This window comes from Geomonas diazotrophica, assembly GCF_018919385.1.
Classification (GTDB): Bacteria; Desulfobacterota; Desulfuromonadia; order Geobacterales; family Geobacteraceae; genus Geomonas; species Geomonas diazotrophica.
Genome location: NZ_JAHLMF010000042.1, coordinates 1 through 1,249 on the forward strand (window position 1 = coordinate 1; position 1,249 = coordinate 1,249).

2 protein-coding genes are annotated in these 1,249 nt (G+C 52.7%); both read right to left on the bottom strand.

Annotated features, from left to right (window positions below; genetic code table 11):
* Positions 1 to 39: 39 nt before the first annotated feature.
* Positions 40 to 906, bottom strand: a complete 867-nt coding sequence (locus tag KOM00_RS20440; RefSeq protein ID WP_216500866.1) for an IS3 family transposase — start codon at positions 904 to 906, stop codon at positions 40 to 42.
* Positions 891 to 1,190: a transposase gene (locus KOM00_RS20445; protein ID WP_216500865.1), complete on the bottom strand. Its 300-nt coding sequence runs from the start codon at positions 1,188 to 1,190 to the stop codon at positions 891 to 893. Before KOM00_RS20445 ends, KOM00_RS20440 begins: the two co-directional genes overlap by 16 nt.
* Between the last annotated feature and the right edge of the window lie 59 nt (positions 1,191 to 1,249).

Consider the following 1,249-nt stretch of genomic DNA (forward strand, 5'->3'; position numbering starts at 1 on the left):
TTTGGCCTATCTTCGCAATAGAGGACACGTTAGAAACCCTTATGCTGCCATCTTCAACTCCTGGTGCTCGAACTCTTCGGGGGAGCAGTAGCCGATGGCAGAGTGAAGCCTCTTGCGATTGTAAAAACCTTCGATGTAGCAAAAAATCCGGCTTTGAGCCTCCTGCCGGGTCTTGAAGGAACAGTGGTAGACCAACTCTCTCTTCAGCGTTGAGAAGAAAGTCTCCGTTACAGCGTTATCGTAGCAGCATCCTGTGCCACTCATGCTTTGCACGCCGCCAGCTTTGCTGACCGTGGCACCGAAGCGCTTACTGCAGTACTGCGAACCGCGATCGCTGTGGAAGACGAAGCCTCCTTCTGGCCGCCGCTTCATTGCTGCATTGGCAAAAGCCGTCACAACCAGGTCGTCTGTCATTCGGTCGCTCATACTCCAGCCAACGATCCGGCGGGAGAACAGATCTAGCACCACTGCCAGGTACAACCAGCCCTGAGCAGTCTCGATATACGTGATGTCACCAGTCCAGACCCGATTAGGGGCTGGAGCCGAGAACTGGCGCTGTAAAAGGTTTGGCGCGACAGGCCGTTTGTGATCCGAGTTCGTGGTGACTTTGAACCGCCGCTTAGTCTTCACTCGCAGATCATTTTCACGCATCAGGCGCCAGACACGGTTCTTTCCAACGTACTGTTGTTGCTTTCGCAGCTCTTTGAGTACTCGTACTGCACCGTACGTCTCGTCGCTGTCGTGAAAGGCTTTTTTGATAGCTGGCAGCAGTGCCTGATCTTCACGCTGCCGCTTGGTTATCCGGCCGGCTGCGTGGGCGTAATACCAACTCCGAGTCACTCCAAGAACTCGGCACATCTCCTGAACTCCGAATTCGGAGCGGTGCTCGGTTATGAACCCGAATATCGATTCGGATCCGTCGAGAAGATGGCCACTGCTTTTTTTAGGATTTCACGCTCGCGGAGTAGCCTCTCGTTCTCTTTACGCAGGTGCTTCAGTTCGGCTTCAACTGATGCATGGTGAACTTTTACAGGATCTTGTTGGTCCCGATGTTTCTGGACCCACCCTTTGAGAACCCCATGGGTGATCCCTAGGCTGCTCTCTACCTCACGGATAGTGCGGCCTTCATCAACGACTAACTTGATTGCTTCTTGTTTAAACTCTGAATCGTACTTTCGATTCGATCTCATGACACACCCTCCTGGCTCGTTAGGATATATGGTGTGTCCTCAAAAGTGAAGATAGCTCA